General features: G+C 68.9%; 16 protein-coding genes. All 16 read right to left on the bottom strand.

The window, feature by feature from the left end; genetic code table 11:
• Positions 1-8 precede the first annotated feature (8 nt).
• Positions 9-1,628 carry a flagellar filament capping protein FliD gene (fliD, locus tag B9N75_RS10135; RefSeq protein WP_244552323.1) on the bottom strand — a complete coding sequence of 540 codons (1,620 nt, stop codon included), beginning with the start codon at positions 1,626-1,628 and terminating at the stop codon, positions 9-11.
• A 56-nt stretch (positions 1,629-1,684) separates the two neighbouring features.
• Positions 1,685-1,987 carry a hypothetical protein gene (locus tag B9N75_RS10130; protein WP_085218691.1) on the bottom strand — a complete coding sequence of 101 codons (303 nt, stop codon included), beginning with the start codon at positions 1,985-1,987 and terminating at the stop codon, positions 1,685-1,687.
• Positions 1,988-2,074: 87 nt separating this feature from the next.
• Positions 2,075-3,217: a flagellar type III secretion system protein FlhB gene (gene flhB / locus B9N75_RS10125; RefSeq protein ID WP_085218690.1), complete on the bottom strand. Its 1,143-nt coding sequence runs from the start codon at positions 3,215-3,217 to the stop codon at positions 2,075-2,077.
• A 3-nt stretch (positions 3,218-3,220) separates the two neighbouring features.
• On the bottom strand, positions 3,221-4,003 hold the full coding sequence (gene fliR / locus B9N75_RS10120) for a flagellar biosynthetic protein FliR (RefSeq protein WP_085218689.1): 783 nt from the start codon (positions 4,001-4,003) through the stop codon (positions 3,221-3,223).
• Complete coding sequence (gene fliQ / locus B9N75_RS10115; RefSeq protein ID WP_085218688.1) at positions 4,000-4,272, bottom strand: flagellar biosynthesis protein FliQ; 273 nt, start codon at positions 4,270-4,272, stop codon at positions 4,000-4,002. The genes fliR and fliQ overlap by 4 nt, the downstream gene beginning before the upstream one ends.
• A gap of 2 nt (positions 4,273-4,274) precedes the next feature.
• The gene (gene fliP / locus B9N75_RS10110) at positions 4,275-5,123 is read right to left on the bottom strand and encodes a flagellar type III secretion system pore protein FliP (protein ID WP_085219549.1); all 849 of its coding nucleotides are present in this window, start codon (positions 5,121-5,123) and stop codon (positions 4,275-4,277) included.
• 4 nt (positions 5,124-5,127) lie between these two features.
• Positions 5,128-5,424, bottom strand: a complete 297-nt coding sequence (locus B9N75_RS10105; RefSeq protein WP_085218687.1) for a flagellar biosynthetic protein FliO — start codon at positions 5,422-5,424, stop codon at positions 5,128-5,130.
• Positions 5,424-5,741 carry a flagellar motor switch protein FliN gene (gene fliN, locus B9N75_RS10100; protein ID WP_085218686.1) on the bottom strand — a complete coding sequence of 106 codons (318 nt, stop codon included), beginning with the start codon at positions 5,739-5,741 and terminating at the stop codon, positions 5,424-5,426. Before fliN ends, B9N75_RS10105 begins: the two co-directional genes overlap by 1 nt.
• Positions 5,738-6,709 carry a flagellar motor switch protein FliM gene (locus B9N75_RS10095; protein WP_085218685.1) on the bottom strand — a complete coding sequence of 324 codons (972 nt, stop codon included), beginning with the start codon at positions 6,707-6,709 and terminating at the stop codon, positions 5,738-5,740. Before B9N75_RS10095 ends, fliN begins: the two co-directional genes overlap by 4 nt.
• On the bottom strand, positions 6,706-7,278 hold the full coding sequence (locus B9N75_RS10090) for a flagellar basal body-associated FliL family protein (protein ID WP_085218684.1): 573 nt from the start codon (positions 7,276-7,278) through the stop codon (positions 6,706-6,708). The genes B9N75_RS10095 and B9N75_RS10090 overlap by 4 nt, the downstream gene beginning before the upstream one ends.
• A 15-nt stretch (positions 7,279-7,293) precedes the next feature.
• On the bottom strand, positions 7,294-8,832 hold the full coding sequence (locus tag B9N75_RS10085; RefSeq protein ID WP_085218683.1) for a flagellar hook-length control protein FliK: 1,539 nt from the start codon (positions 8,830-8,832) through the stop codon (positions 7,294-7,296).
• Positions 8,832-9,260, bottom strand: coding sequence for a hypothetical protein (locus B9N75_RS10080; protein ID WP_085218682.1), 429 nt, complete (start codon positions 9,258-9,260; stop codon positions 8,832-8,834). Before B9N75_RS10080 ends, B9N75_RS10085 begins: the two co-directional genes overlap by 1 nt.
• Complete coding sequence (locus B9N75_RS10075) at positions 9,257-10,585, bottom strand: FliI/YscN family ATPase (RefSeq protein ID WP_085218681.1); 1,329 nt, start codon at positions 10,583-10,585, stop codon at positions 9,257-9,259. Before B9N75_RS10075 ends, B9N75_RS10080 begins: the two co-directional genes overlap by 4 nt.
• Positions 10,582-11,199: a FliH/SctL family protein gene (locus B9N75_RS10070; protein ID WP_085218680.1), complete on the bottom strand. Its 618-nt coding sequence runs from the start codon at positions 11,197-11,199 to the stop codon at positions 10,582-10,584. The genes B9N75_RS10075 and B9N75_RS10070 overlap by 4 nt, the downstream gene beginning before the upstream one ends.
• Positions 11,192-12,208, bottom strand: coding sequence for a flagellar motor switch protein FliG (gene fliG, locus B9N75_RS10065; RefSeq protein ID WP_085218679.1), 1,017 nt, complete (start codon positions 12,206-12,208; stop codon positions 11,192-11,194). The genes B9N75_RS10070 and fliG overlap by 8 nt, the downstream gene beginning before the upstream one ends.
• A gap of 4 nt (positions 12,209-12,212) precedes the next feature.
• Positions 12,213-13,931, bottom strand: coding sequence for a flagellar basal-body MS-ring/collar protein FliF (gene fliF / locus B9N75_RS10060; protein ID WP_085218678.1), 1,719 nt, complete (start codon positions 13,929-13,931; stop codon positions 12,213-12,215).
• Between the last annotated feature and the right edge of the window lies 1 nt (position 13,932).

Genomic DNA, 13,932 nt, shown 5'->3' with positions numbered 1-13,932 from the left:
GCCGCGGCTTACTTGCCCGCGGTCCACATCTTGATCTGCTGCTCGAGATAGCTCTGCGTCGCCTTGAAGGCCGAAACGCGGCTTTCCATCGCGCCGAACTGCTTGACGAGCTGATTGTAATAAGCCTCCGAGCGCATCTCCATTTTCTCACGCGCATCGGCGATCGACTCGGCCTCGGCGTTGAGGCGCTCCTGGCTCGACGTGAACGGGCCGGTGCGCGAACGGAGCGAATCCCGCACCGCCTGCAAGGCGCCGCCGAGGCCGAAATCGACGTTGATCGTCGCGGTCGCGGGCGCGCCTTCGGCGAGCCGGACGGTGAGGCCGAGCGCGGGCGAACCCGCCGGCGCGACCAGGCTGGAGCCCGACCAGATCATCGCGACGCCGTTGACCTTGCCGCTGCCCGGCGTCGAGCCGTTGGGCGGAACGAGATCGGTGAGCTGGTAGGCGCCCGGCTTCACCTTGCCGACCTTGCTGACGATCGACACGAACGGGCTGCTGCTCGACTGGCCGGGGTTGAACAAAGCCTCGACGCCCTCGGCATTGGTCTCGAGCGCGGCCTTGAGGCGGAACGCATCGACGCGCAGCGTGCCGTCACGATTGGTGGCGACGCCGATGTCGGCGAGCGTGCGCGGCCCCTCGCCGCCGTTGTTGAGCACCTTCGAGGTGAGCTGCGAAAGCTGACGCTGCATCTCGCGCACCGAAAGATCGCCGCGCAGCACGCCGCCGTCGCCCTTGCCCGGCGTACCGATCCTGGTCGCCTCGGCGAGCATCGAGTGAAGCTCGTTATAGGCGGCGACGAAATCGTTGACGCCCTGCTCGATCGCGGCGGTCGGGCGGCTGACGCCGACGGTGACCGTCTTGCCGGGCTCGGCGCGCAGCAGGCTGAACTCGACGCCGTCGATGAGATCGTTGATCGTGTTGGACGGGCGCTTCACGTCGACGCCGTCGAGGCTGACAATCGCGTCCTGCGCCGCCTGGGTCAGCGCCATGCCGCCGGTGACCGACGGGCCATAGGCGAAGCGCTCGAGGCCCGAGTCGGTGCCATCGGGCACGGAGAGGGTGAAGGCCTGCGCCTCGCCGACGCCGCCGCGCAGCACCAGCCGCGCGCTGCCCGCCTCGGTGATGACCGAAGCGGTGACGCCCGACTTGGCGGCGTTGATCGCGCGGGCGAGGCCGTCGAGATTGTCGTTGCCGGCGCCGATGACGACGTCGAACGTCTTGGTGCCGACGCCGATGGTGAGCGTCCCCTGCCCCACCGCCGTGGTCGCCGAGGCGAGCGGGGTCGAGACCAGAGACTGCGCCTTGGCGAGCTGCTTGACCTCGACCTCGGCCGAGAGCCCGCCGAGACGCGCGCCGGCAAGCGACTTGGCGGTGAACATCGTCGGATCGGAAACCGCGGGCTGGCTGTAGAGCGTGCCGCCCGAGACGAGGCTCGAGAGCGCGGTGGCGAAGGAATCGATCGCACCGGCGACCTGGCTCAGCGTCGAGAGCTGCGCGGTGTTGCGCTCCTCGCGCTGCTTGATCAGCGCTTCCTTCGGGCCCTTCGCAGCGGCCGTCAGGTCGGCGATGAGCGACTTGGTGTCGATGCCCGATCCGATGCCCAGGCTATATCCGATCGACGAGGCCATGCGCGTTCCTTCCGTTCTCTTGAAAGAACGGCACGAAGCGGCGTTTCTTTAGGCGTTCAGCGGATCAAATTGCGGGCCGATACGGCATCGAGCTGGGCATGCGCGCCGAGCGATCGGCCGCGGTCCGCGAGCATGCGCTGCGCGATCACATCGACCATGTCATCGGGCACCATCGCGCTCCGCCCCGATTGCAGCTCGACCGCGACCGCCTCGAGCCAGGCTTCGAGATGAACGTTGGAGCCGGAATCGCCGGCCAGCGCCTCGCGCGCATTGGCCCGTCGCGCTTCGCCGCGCGCCGACAGCGCCGATCGAAGCGCCGCCTCGATCCGCTCGATCGCTCCGGAAAGCGGGGCCTTCACGTCGCCGTCCTCCTACGCCGGATGGACCGCCACGACATCGGCCGCCCATTCTTCCGGATACAGATAACGGCGGCGGAAACTGAATGTTTAGGCTTCGGGCATCCCGCGTTCGTCGAAACGCGCCCCCTTGGGCACGTTGACGGCCGGCTGCGGCGCTGCTGTCGCCCCCATCGTCGCATCGATATTGAAGACGAAGGCCAGCACGGTGGCGACCGCGAGGTAGAGATCCTCGCGGACCATCTGGCCGGTCTGCGCGGTGAAATAGATGGCGCGTGCGAGCTGCGGATAGCTGAGCAGCGGGACGCCATTCTCCTTTGCCAGCTCGCGGATCGCCTCGGCGGTCGCGCCGCGGCCGCGGGCGACGACGACGGGGGCGGCATCGCGATCGGTGTCGTAGCGCAGCGCCACCGCGAAATGGGTCGGGTTGGTGAGCACCACGGTCGCCTCCGCCACCGCGGCGCGGGCGCCGCCGCGCAGCACCTCCATCTGGCGGCGCTTGATCGCGCCCTTCATCTCGGGCGAGCCGTCGGTCTGCTTCGCCTCGTCTTTCACTTCCTGCTTGCTCATCTTGAGCCGACTGGTGCGCTGGTACATTTGCGCGGGCACGTCGATCAGCGCGATGAGCGCAAGGGCGAAGGCCATGACGATGACGGCGAGCAGGAAGGTGTCGCCGACATGGCCGATCGCGCGCTTCAGATCCTGCGACGTCAGCCCGATGAGCGAGCGCGCCTGGTCGAGCAGCAGCCAGATGCCGACCGAGCCGAGGAGGATGACCTTGGCGAGCGACTTCACCAGCTCGATCAGCCCGCGCACCGAGAAGATGCGCTTCATGCCGCTCAACGGGTTCATCTTCGCAGGCTTGAAGCCGATCGCCTCGCCGCGGAAGCCGAGCGAACCGAGCGCCGCGGGGGTGCCGATCGCCGCCGCCAAGGTCAGCCCGAACAGGATGATCAGCGGGATGGCAACAATGGCGAGCAATTTGCCGAAGGTGCCGAGCGGATCGAAATTGCGGATCGCATCGGCATCGATCGAGAGGCCGGTCTTGAGCATCGTTTCGAGCGCGCCGATCAGCATCGGCCCGGCGAGCGCGATCCACGCGGCACCGGCCATAATGATCATCGCAGTGCCGAGCTCGCGCGACTGGAGAACGTCACCCTTCCGAACCGCCTCGCTCTTGCGTTTCGGGGTGGGGTCTTCTGTTTTCTGGTCTTTCTCCGGTGCGTCCGACATCGGCTACCTCCCGAGCGCGACGTCGCGGGCCTGCTCGAGGCCCTGCTGGATGACGAACAGAATGGCTTCGCTCATCACGGGCGAGGCGATGGCGAGAAGGACGACGCCGGCGAGCGCGGCGGCGGGGAAACCGACCGCGAAGAGGTTGAGCTGCGGCGCAGAGCGCGCAAGCGTACCCATCACGATCTGGACGAGCAGGATCGCGAAGCCGATGGGGAGCGCGATGGACAGGCCCGCAGCGAACAGAACGGCGCCGAACAGCGCCAGGCCGCGGATGCTCTCGAAGCTCATCCACGCATCGCCGGGCGGCAGCGCGCGGTAGCTTTCCACAACCGTCGCGATCAGCGCGAGATGCGCGCCTGAAGCAAGGAACAGGAAGGTCGCGAGGATCGAGAGGAAGCGCGCAAGCGCCGGGGTCGACTGGCCGCTCTGCGGATCGATCATCGATGCAAAGCCGAGGCCCATCGCATTGCCGATCGTCTCGCCCGCGATCATCGCGGCCGAGAAGCCGATCTGCACCGCAAAGCCGATCGCGAGGCCGGCGAGGATTTCGCTCAGCACCAGGAAGAAGCCCGCCATCGAGACGATGCCCTCGGCGGGAAGCTGGAAATTGGTCGCCGCCATCGCGGGGATACCGACGGCGAGCGAGATGATGAGGCGGATCTGCACCGGCACGAACGCGGCGCCGAAGATCGGCGCGGCGATGAACGCGGCGCCCGGCCGGATCATCGCCACCAGCCAGATCCAGAGCTGCGCTTCCAGTCCGGCGAATCCCGCTGGCATCAGCGCGTGATCTCCGGGATGCGCGCGAAGATGTCCTGCGTGAAATCGACCATCAGCATCAGGATCGCGCTGCCGAAGAGCGCGAGACAGATCCCGACGACGATCAGCTTGGGGACGAAGGTGAGCGTCGCCTCGTTGATCGAGGTCGCCGCCTGCACCATGCCGATGACGATGCCGCAGAGCAGCGCCGGGATGAGCACCGGCGCGGCGGCCAGCGCGAGAATCCAGAGCGCCTGCTGCGCGACGCCGATGAAATAATCGGGACCGTCCATCGCTAGCCTCCGCTGAAGGAGGCGGCGAGCGAGCCCATCGTCAGCGCCCAGCCGTCGACCAGGACGAAGAGCAGCAGCTTGAAGGGCATCGACACGATCGTCGGCGAGAGCATCATCATGCCGAGCGCCATCAGCGTCGATGCGACGACGAGATCGATGACGAGGAACGGCAGGAAGATGAGGAAGCCGATCTGGAATGCGGTCTTCAGCTCCGAGGTGACGAAGGCCGGCATCAGGATCGAGAAGGGAATGTCGCGCGACGACGCGAAGGGCGGGGCTTCGGCGAGATCGGAGAAGAGTTTGAGATCCTGCTGCCGCGTCTGGCGGACCATGAAGCCGTGCAGTGCGTCGCCGGTGCGCGACACCGCTTCCTCGATGGTGATCTGGCCGTCGCCATACGGCGTGTAGGCGGTGGCGTTCACCTGCTCGATGACCGGCCGCATCACGAAGATCGACAGGAACAGCGCCAGGCCGACGAGAACCTGATTGGGCGGCGTCTGCTGGAGGCCGAGCGCCTGCCGCAGGATCGACAGCACGATGATGATGCGGGTGAAGCTGGTCATCATGAGGATCAGCGACGGCAGCACCGTCAAAAGGCTCATGAGGACGAGAATCTGGAGCGACAGCGACAGCGGGCGGCCATCGCCGGCGAGCGTGTTCACGGCGCGATCCAGCGCGCCGGGCTGGCCGCCCGCCGTCGGCGTGGCAGGTGTAGGCGCGGCTTGTGCAGTCGGCGCGGCGGGCGACGCCGTCTGCGCGGCGGCGGGCTCGACGAAGGCGAAGGCCAGCGCCGCGAGCATGAGCCCGATCAGCAGCGCCCACGCGAAGCGCAGCCGTGAAAGTGACGTCATGACGTCATTCATGAGCGTTCGCCTTGGCGAGCGCGGCGTTGAACGACGGGCGATTGCCGGCTTCCGCGACCAAGCTGATGCCCGCGCGCGAGACCGCGACGAGCAAGGTCTTGTCGGCGAACTCGACGACGGCGAGACGGCCGCCGGTGCCCATCGGCACCGCATCGACCACCTTCACCATCCGCTCGCGCTGGCCCATCGCCATGCCCGGCTGGGCGCGGCGCCACAGCCAGAGCGCAGCGAACGCCATGCCGCCGACCAGCGGCAGCAGGATCAGCAGCTTGAGAATGTAGGTCGTCATCAGTTGCGGCGCTCCAGCCCGGCTAGGCGCGCATCGGCGTTGACGATCTCGACCACCCGGATGCCGAAGCGGCCGTTGACCGTGACGACTTCGCCTTTGGCGACGAGGGTGCCGTTGACCATGATGTCGAGCAGTTCGTGCGCCTGGCGATCGAGCTCGACCACTCCGCCTTCGCTAAGCTCCATGAGCTCCGACAGGCGGAGCGCGGCGCTGCCGACCTCGACCGACAGCCGCAGCGGAATGTCAGCGAGCAGGCGGAAGTTGCGGCCGCCCTCGGCCACCGGCTCGGCGACCGCCGTTTCCGGGTTCGTGCTCATATATTACCCCCAGTGTGAAGCTTTTCGATGCGGAGCGCAGCGCGTCCGTCCTGATCGCCGATCTGGCCGCGCGCGATGACGCGCCCCTCGACGAGCAGGGGCACGCTGGCCGGCAGCGAAACGGGAATGACATCGCCCTCCGCGAGACGGACGAGTTCGGACACCGAAATCTCGGGCCGGGCGAGAACGCTGCGCGCCTGGACGCGGACGTCGCCGAGCGCGTCGGCAAGCTTGTGCCGCCATTCGCTGGCCGCGAGGCTGCCGTCGTCGGACGCCTTGTTCGAGAGCAGCCCTTCGACGGCGCGGAGCGCGGCGACGGGATAGAGAATGTCGATCGACGCCGGACGCGCGCCGCCGAGCGCGATGCCGAAGCGCACGATGGCGACTGCTTCGTCGCCGCGCACCAGCGGAGCGTAAGCGGTGTTGGTCTCTCGCGCGACGAGTTGCGGCTTGACCGGCAGGATCTCGTTCCACACCTCTGTGAGCGCGGCGACGAGACCTTCGTTGATGCGGACGATCAGCCGCTCTTCGGTCGGCGTGAATTCCTTGGCGCGCGAATCGCGCAGCGCGCCGGTGCCGCCGTAGAAGGCGTCGACCAGGCGACCGACGAGATCGGCGCCCATGGCGACCAGCACGCCGCCCTTCAGCGGCGCGAAGCGATAGAGGCTGAGGCTGATGAATTCCGGATGCTCCGCGCGCCAGCCATCGAAGCTCTGCACCGCGATCGCCTCGGCGTGGATACGCGGCTTCGATCGCGCCAGCGGCTCGACGATGCCGCGCAGACGCCGCTCGAGCCGCTCGTTCATGCGATCGAGCGCCGGCAGCGCCGCCATGGGGCGGACCGCTTCCTTGCCGAACGTGTAGGCGCGCAGCTCCGCGGACGGCTTGCCGGCGGCGGCATCCGCCTCGCCGAGACCGTCCATCAGCGCGCTGACCTCGTCGCCGGAAAGGTTGGCGGCGTCGCTCATTGCAGCACGAAGCTCGTGAAGTAGACGTCGTCGACGACGCCGGCATAGCCTTCCTTCTGCTTCAGCACGTCATTGACCGCGCTGGTCAAATGCTTCTGCAGTTCCGCCTTTCCGCCGGGGCTGGCGATGGCGAGCGGATCCTCGCCCGAGAGCGTCATCAGCACCGCCGAGCGGATCGCCATCTCGTGCCGCTCGACGGCCTGGATGACGCGCTCGTCATAGTAGGTCGAGACGCCGAGCCCGAGCTGGATGAAGGTGCCGCCGTCGTTGAGATTGGCGGTGAAACCGTCCTTGATCGGATAATAGGTCGCCTGGAAGAGTTGCGGATCGGCCTTGTTGGCGTGCGACGCCGCTGCGACCTTGCCCTTGTCGGCGCCTTCGCGCGCGACGAGCTTGGGCTTGTTCGGATCCTCGGCCGGGCCGCCGTGGCCGCCGATCATGCCGGACGCATAAAGCCCGCCGCCGACACCGCCGCCCCCGATCACGAGCGCGGCCACGACGAGCAGCAGGAGCTTCTTCTTGCCGCCCTTCTTTTTCTTAGGCTGCGGCTCGGTTTCCTGGTCGCTCATGTCTCAAAAGTCCTTCTAGGCGAAGCGATCCGCCGTCCTTGGCGTCATGGTTAACGCGGAATTGGTTACCGACTTCTTACCGCGCAGGACCGATTGTCCCGCGGGATGGCCGGGCTGATCCTGGCGGCGCTGGTCCGCCGCCTCCTGCTGCGGGCTGCGGCCGGAGCCGAGATCGACATGCGCCTCGGCGATGCGGACACCCTGCGCACGCGCCTCGGCGATCAGGCGCGGATGCGCATCGGCGAGAATCGCGCGCGCGGCCTCGGTCTCGGCGGTCAGGCGGATCGCGGCGCCCGCGGCCTGCTGCTTGAGTTCGACATGAAGGTTGCCGAGATGCTCGGGCGCCAGACGGAAGCGCATCGTGCCGTCCTTCGCGCCGGCACCGGCGATGTCGCGCGTGAGCCGATCGAGCCACTCGCTTTCATGCGCGAGATCGAGCTGCTGTTCGACAAGCTGCTCGAGCGGCTGCGGCTGGCTGGCCGGCGCCGCGGCGCGCACGTCGATCGCCTGCGGCTGCTGCACCGGCGCGACCATCATCTGGAGCGATTCGGGCAGCGGCTGCGCGACCGGAGCCGCGGTGCCAGGCGTGGTGGCTGCAATGGCGTCGATGGCCTTGGCGAGCTTCGGCGTTTCGGCCGCGCCGATGCGTGAGCCGCGTGCGTCCGGAGCGGCAGCGAGACCGGCCTGAGCGAGAATGGCCTGGAGCGCGGTCTGCGGCGCGTGTGCCGGATCGGGTGCCTGCTGCTGCGGCGGCGTCGCGGGCTGGGCTGCGGCGGGCTGCGCGCCGTCATGGGTGGGGCGCATCACCGGCGGCTCGGCGAGGATGCGCGTCTTGCCGATCGTCGGCGGCGCGACGGCGGTTTCGGTCGCAGCAGGCTTGGGCTGTTCGCCGGTGGGCTGCGGCGCCGCTTTCGGCGTGGCATCAGCGCCTTCGACGGGGCGCATGACCTGCGGGTCGGCAACAGGGCGCGTTCCCGGCGTCGGGGTCGCGCTCGAGTTCTGCGGCTGCGGCTGCGGCGCGATCATGGAAACAGGCGTTTCGACGGTCGGCTTGCCGGACGGCTTGGCAGGTCCGTCGTCGTCGACCGGCAGCGAAACCTGCGGGCCGATGAACGGACGCGTGCGCGACGGCGCCACCGCGGCGGGATCGGCCTCGTCCGTGGGCTTCGGATCGCCCGCTTCGATCTCCGCCGTCGGCTGGGCGATCTTCACCGGCGCGCGATCCGCGTCAGCAGATTGCGACGCCATCGCGGTCTTCGCGGGGGCACCCGGCTCGGCCGCGGACACCTTCGCCGACGCGACTGGGTGGTCGGCGGAAATGGTCGCCAGCGCGATGCCGATCAGCGGATCGACGGGCGCTTCGGTTTCGTCCGACGGGACGGTCTCCAGAGCGGGCTCGCCCTCACCCTCCGGCGCAGCGCCCTCCTCTTCCGGCAGCGTGGCGCCGGTGAGCAGTGCGGAAAACATGTCACCGAGCTCGGCGTCGCCGCTTTTGGCGGGCAGCGCCGCATCGCCCGTGCGGGCGGCAATGCGCGGATGGGTTTCGACTGCCATCACATCGGGTCTCCATTGATTCCAAATCGGTTGCGGCGCGGCGGCAGGCCGGCGATCCGGCGCTCGGCAGCGCGGGTTTCGGCGGCGAGTGCGCGGCCGTGCAGGCGCTCGGCGCCCTCCTGATCGCGGCGCGCGACGAGGCGGCTGCCTTCGCGTGCGTCGGCGGCCTGGCGGGCGAAGCCGATGCTGCGCTTCAGCCCCTCGCGCGCGTCGTCGAGACGCATCGCGAGTTCGCCGAGGCTGGCGATCCGCGCGCCGGGGTTGAGCCCGTCGGCGGGGCGCAGGCTGCTGTGGATGAGGCCGAGCCGCTCGGCGCTGTCCTCGAGCTCGCGCACGCGCGCGGCCGCCTGCGCGGCGGCGGTGGCGGCGATGCCATGCTGGAGCGTGCGGACGCGCGCGATGCGGGCTCTCTGAGCGGATTTGGTCATGATCCGAAATTCTCGATCAGCACGCCGCGGGCTTCGTCGAAGCCGATGCGCTCGCCGGGAGACTGGCGGAGAAAGTCGAGCACTTCGGGACGGCGCACGATCGCCGCGTCGATCGCGGGATCGCTGCCGGCGGCATAAGCGCCCATCAGGATGAGATCGCGATTCTCTTCGTAGGCCGACCACAAACGGCGCATCGCCGCGGCGGCGGCGAGATGTTCGGAATCGACGATGTCGGGCATCACGCGGCTCAAGGACTTGCCGATGTCGATCGCGGGATAGACCCCCTGCTCGCCCAAAGAGCGCGACAGGATGATATGCCCGTCGACGATCGCGCGGGTGGCATCGACGATCGGATCGTCGGTATCGTCGCCGTCGGCGAGCACGGTGTAGAGCGCGGTGATCGAGCCGCCGGACTTGGCGCAGGCGCCGGCGCGCTCGACGAGCCGCGGGATGAGGCCGAGGGCGGAAGGCGGATAGCCCTTCACGGTTGGCGGCTCGCCCAGCGACAGGCCGATCTCGCGCTGCGCGTGGGCGACGCGGGTGAGGCTGTCGAGAAGGAGGAGGACGCGCAGGCCGCGCGCGCGGAAATATTCGGCGATGGCAGTGGCGCGCATCGCGGCGCGAAGGCGCAGCAGCGGCGCATGATCGGCCGGAACCGCGACGACGACCGAACGATCGCGCACCTCGCCGTTGAGCTTGGTGGCGAGGAAGTCGCTGACCTCGCGGCTGCGCTCGCCGACCAGGCCGACGACGATCACGTCGGCGTCCGCGCCGGCGATCATCTGGCCCATCAGCACCGATTTGCCGACGCCCGAGCCCGCGATGATCGCGATGCGCTGCCCGATGCCGGCGGTGAGCATGGCGTTCACCGCACGCACGCCGATGTCGAAGCTTTCGGTCACACGGTCACGATCGAGCGGATTGCCGGGGCGGCCGGCGAGCGGCCAATGTTCGGCGGTCGCGATCGGGCCCTTGCCGTCGAGCGGATTGCCGAGCGCGTCGACGACGCGGCCAAGGAGCGCCGGGCCGACATCGGCCATGCCGCCGCCGTGGTCGGGCTCGACGCGCGACCCGTGGGCGTGCGCGGCTTCGCCGTCGAGCGCCATCAGCAAGGTACGATCGCCGCGGAAGCCGACGACCTCGGCGCGCGCGGCGTGGCCGTCGGCGGCGATGACGCGGGCGCCGGCGCCGATCGGCTGGCCAAAGCCAGTCGCCTCGAGCATCAGCCCGTCATAGGATGACAGCCGGCCGACGCGGCGCGGCCGGTTTTCGGAAACGTCGATGCCGGCGAGCAGCGCGGACGCGCGCGACGCGAGGCCGCTCATTCGCCTGCCCCCATCTTGCCCAGCGCGGTGCGCAGCCGGTCGAGGCGGATGGCGGGGCCATCCTCGATCCAACCGCTGCCCGTCTCCAGCCGCACGGTGCCGCGCGGCAGCGACGGATCGCCGACGATTTCCACCGGAATGGGCGCGCCTTCGAGCAGCGGAACATCGTCCGGATGCACCATCAGGCGCGATGCGTCATTATCCTCGCCGATCATCGCTGCGGCCATCTCGGCACGCTCGCGGAGCAGCGCGGCGTCGATCTCGACGGTGCCGACGATCTGGTGCACCAGCCGCTCGACCGCTTCGGCGAGCAGGGCCGCGAGCGCATCGGTCGGCTCGGGGCGGAGCGCCTCGACCGCCTCGAGCAGCTTCGCCAGCGCTTCCTTGTCGGCCGCGAGCGTCAGTTCGGCGGTGCGATGGCCGGCCTCATAGCCTTCGGCAAAGGCTTCGGCACGGATGGCTTCGACGTCGGTCGAGCGCGGACGCTCGCCCTGCGCGTCGTCGTCTCCGCTGCCTTGCCCCCAAGGCGTGAACATCGGCATGGCGCGATGCACCGCGAAGCTGCCCAGGCTTTCCGCCGAGCGGCTGAACTCGCCGGTCCACAGGTTAGACATAATCGTCGCTCCGACCGCCGAGCATGATGGTGCCGTCGTCGGCGAGGCGGCGCGCGATGGCGAGCATCGCCTTCTGCGCTTCCTGCACTTCGGTGAGGCGCATCGGTCCGCGCTCTTCCATCTCGTCGCGGATCGAGTCGGCGGCGCGCGCCGACATGCAGCCGAACATCTTGTCGCGGAGGCGCCCGTCCGCCCCCTTCAGCGCGACAACCAGCACGTCGTTCTCGACGTTGCGCAGCAGCACGCCGAGGTTCTTCTCGTCGATCTCGAGCAGATCGTCGAAAACGAACATCTCGTCCTCGATCACCTGCGCGATCTTCTTGTCGATCTTGGTGAGAGAGCGGATGATGCGCTGGTCGGTTCCGGGGCGCGTGTTGGTCATGATCTTGGCGGCTTCCGAAGCGCCGCCGCGCGCCGTCGCCGGCGTCGAATTGGTGGTCGCGACCTCGCGGACCAGGATCCGCTCCAGCTCTTCGATGGCTTCCGCGGAGACGGTGTCGAGCGTCGCGACGCGATAGATGACGTCGGGCTGCACGTCCGCCGGAAGGAGCTGCAGAACGTCCGCCGCGATCGGCGACTCGAGATGCGCGAGGACCAGCGCCGCAATCTGCGGATGCTCCTGCTCGATGAGACCGGCGATGGTCTTGGCGTCCATCCAGCGCAGCGAATCCATCGCATGGCTGCGGGTCGGCGGGGTGATGCGGGCGAGGACACCGTCCGCGCGCTCGGCGCCCAGAGCATGCTCCATCACCGCACGGATCCGCGGCGCGGCGCCGAAGCCGATGGTGGTGCGCGCCTTGGCGCGCGACATGAACAGATCGAACACGCCGTCGACCTGCGCCTCGCTGACATCGGCGACGTCGAACATCGCGCTGCCGAGACGCTCGACCTCGGCGGGATCGAGGCGGCTCAGCACTTCGGCGGCCTCCTCGTCACCCAATAGCATCAGCAGGATCGCGGCGGCCTCGCACCCGTCGGGCTGCGTGGCGGACGCTTCAGCGTCGAGCATCTGTTCAGTTTCCTTCCTTGGAGTCGGCGCGGATCAGATCGCGCACGACGAGTGCGGCGCGCGCCGGATCCTGGCGGACGAAATTGCGGACGAGCGCGGCGCGGGCTTCGTAACCGGGCGCCGCCTCGATCATTTCCAGCGTGATCCGCGTGGTGGGATCGGACTGCGCCTGATCGGCGATGGCGGCGGCGATCTGGCTGCCGACGTTGACCTTGCTGTGCTCGGCGCGCTTGGCGAGCGCGGCGGTGCCCTTCTTCATCAGAGGGCGGGCGATGCCGAAGATGACGAGCGCGGCGAGGCCCAGCGCGGTGATGTTGCGGACCAGCAGCGACACCCAGCCGGCTTCCCACCAGCTCGCCTCTTCGGTTTCGATCGGCGCGAAGCTGCGGGCGTTGATCGCCACCACGTCGCCGCGGTTCTGATCGAAGCCGACCGCACCCTTCACCAGCGCCTCGATCGCCGCGATCTCGTCCTTGCCGCGCGGCTTGCCGCCTTCGGGATTCTTGAGCGCGACGGCGACCGACAGACGCTTCACCGAACCGATCTGCTCCTTGGTGACCGACACTTCACGACCCACTGCGAACGTGCGGTTGTAATTCTCGGTGCGCTTGGCGGCCGCTTCGGCGGTCTCGCCCGAGGCACCGGGGACCGGCGGGGTCATCGCGCCGCCCGGAGCGGCAGCGACCTGCGCGGCAGGCGGCGGCTGGTTGGAGAGTGCGCCGGGAATGCCGCCCGCCTCGCCGCCAGCAGCACCGCCGTCGGTGGTGAAGGCGCCCTGCTCGTAGGTGAGCACGGTGGCGTCCTTGGGGAATTGCTCGCGGGTCGCCTGCGTCTCGGAGAAATCGACGTCGGCATGGACCTGCGCGGTGAAATTGTCGGCGCCGACGATCGGCGTCAGCATGCGAACCAGCGCGTCGCGATAGCGATCCTCGATCTTCGCCTGGATCGCGACCTGGCGGTCCGAAGCGCCGCTGCTGCCGTCGCTGTCGCTGGACAGCAGCCGGCCATTCTGATCGACGACCGAGACATTCTCGGGCGCGAGACCCGGAACCGACGAGGCGACGAGGTGGACGATCGCCTGCACCTGCGCATCGCCGAGCTGGCGGCCCGGCGCGAGCGTCAGCATGACGGACGCGGCGGCCTTGGAGCGATCGCGCAGGAACGCGCTCGGCTGCTCGACGGCAAGGTGGATGCGCGCGGACTGCACCGCATCGATCGCCTCGATGGTGCGGGCGAGATCCATCTCGCGCGCACCGCGCAGGCGCTCGCCTTCCACCGCGCGGCTGGCGCCGAGCGGCAGGCTGTCGAGAACCTGCGTCCCGTCTGGCGCGCCTTTGGGCAACCCCTGCGACGCAAGCAGCATCTTCGCCTGATAATAATCATCCTCGCCGACGGTCAGCGCGCCGGTCGAGCGATCGACGTTATATTTGATTCCCGCCGTGGTAAGCGCCGAAGCGACGGCGGCCTTGTCCTCGTCGGGAAGCCCGCGGAAGAGATCGCGGCCCGGCGCCTGGCTGGCATAGGACCAGACGAGCGCGGCGATGCCGATCAGCGCGAGGAACGCGATCGCCGGCAGCGACTTCGCGACCGCGGGCTGCGAAGTGAAGCCGCGCACATTGCTCATGACGCCTTCCAGCTTCATGTTCGAACCGGCGGGACGGGCCGCCGGCGCGCGCACCGGCGCGGCGACGATGTCGTTGGGGTTTGCTGCTATCTCGCTCATA

This window comes from Allosphingosinicella indica (assembly GCF_900177405.1).
Lineage (GTDB): Bacteria > Pseudomonadota > Alphaproteobacteria > Sphingomonadales > Sphingomonadaceae > Allosphingosinicella > Allosphingosinicella indica.
Note: the sequence above shows the minus strand (reverse complement) of the source record. Positions and strands in the feature narration are given on the sequence as shown.

Coding starts and splice junctions, on each gene's coding strand:
- fliD (WP_244552323.1), bottom strand. CDS start 1,628: ATGGCCTCGTCGATCGGATATAGCCTGGGCATCGGATCGGGCATCGAC.
- flhB (WP_085218690.1), bottom strand. CDS start 3,217: ATGTCGGACGCACCGGAGAAAGACCAGAAAACAGAAGACCCCACCCCG.
- fliQ (WP_085218688.1), bottom strand. CDS start 4,272: ATGGACGGTCCCGATTATTTCATCGGCGTCGCGCAGCAGGCGCTCTGG.
- fliP (WP_085219549.1), bottom strand. CDS start 5,123: ATGACGTCACTTTCACGGCTGCGCTTCGCGTGGGCGCTGCTGATCGGG.
- B9N75_RS10105 (WP_085218687.1), bottom strand. CDS start 5,424: ATGACGACCTACATTCTCAAGCTGCTGATCCTGCTGCCGCTGGTCGGC.
- fliN (WP_085218686.1), bottom strand. CDS start 5,741: ATGAGCACGAACCCGGAAACGGCGGTCGCCGAGCCGGTGGCCGAGGGC.
- B9N75_RS10095 (WP_085218685.1), bottom strand. CDS start 6,709: ATGAGCGACGCCGCCAACCTTTCCGGCGACGAGGTCAGCGCGCTGATG.
- B9N75_RS10090 (WP_085218684.1), bottom strand. CDS start 7,278: ATGAGCGACCAGGAAACCGAGCCGCAGCCTAAGAAAAAGAAGGGCGGC.
- B9N75_RS10085 (WP_085218683.1), bottom strand. CDS start 8,832: ATGGCAGTCGAAACCCATCCGCGCATTGCCGCCCGCACGGGCGATGCG.
- B9N75_RS10080 (WP_085218682.1), bottom strand. CDS start 9,260: ATGACCAAATCCGCTCAGAGAGCCCGCATCGCGCGCGTCCGCACGCTC.
- B9N75_RS10075 (WP_085218681.1), bottom strand. CDS start 10,585: ATGAGCGGCCTCGCGTCGCGCGCGTCCGCGCTGCTCGCCGGCATCGAC.
- B9N75_RS10070 (WP_085218680.1), bottom strand. CDS start 11,199: ATGTCTAACCTGTGGACCGGCGAGTTCAGCCGCTCGGCGGAAAGCCTG.
- fliG (WP_085218679.1), bottom strand. CDS start 12,208: ATGCTCGACGCTGAAGCGTCCGCCACGCAGCCCGACGGGTGCGAGGCC.
- fliF (WP_085218678.1), bottom strand. CDS start 13,931: ATGAGCGAGATAGCAGCAAACCCCAACGACATCGTCGCCGCGCCGGTG.